This window comes from Methanobacterium sp. (genome assembly GCA_030017655.1).
In the GTDB taxonomy this organism is placed as follows: Archaea; Methanobacteriota; Methanobacteria; order Methanobacteriales; family Methanobacteriaceae; genus Methanobacterium_D.
Window position 1 is genome coordinate 3,561 of record JASEIM010000053.1, and the last position, 245, is coordinate 3,805.

A 245-nucleotide genomic window follows, 5' to 3' on the forward strand; every position below is an offset into this window, starting at 1 on the left:
AGAACTGCCAATAGTAGAATTTGTGTAGTTTGAAGCACCGAATACCATGGCTGCTGCAGCTACAATTACTACTAATGCAACTATTGATTTTTTAATCATTTTTTACCTCTTTTTAAATGGTCAATCAAAATACCTTTTTTAGAAAGGTAATGAAGCATATATTCCTTTTAATGTACATGTTGATAGATTCCAGTTGTTTATAACACCAAATGTGTTCCTACTGCTTGTTGCATCTGCTGAATACC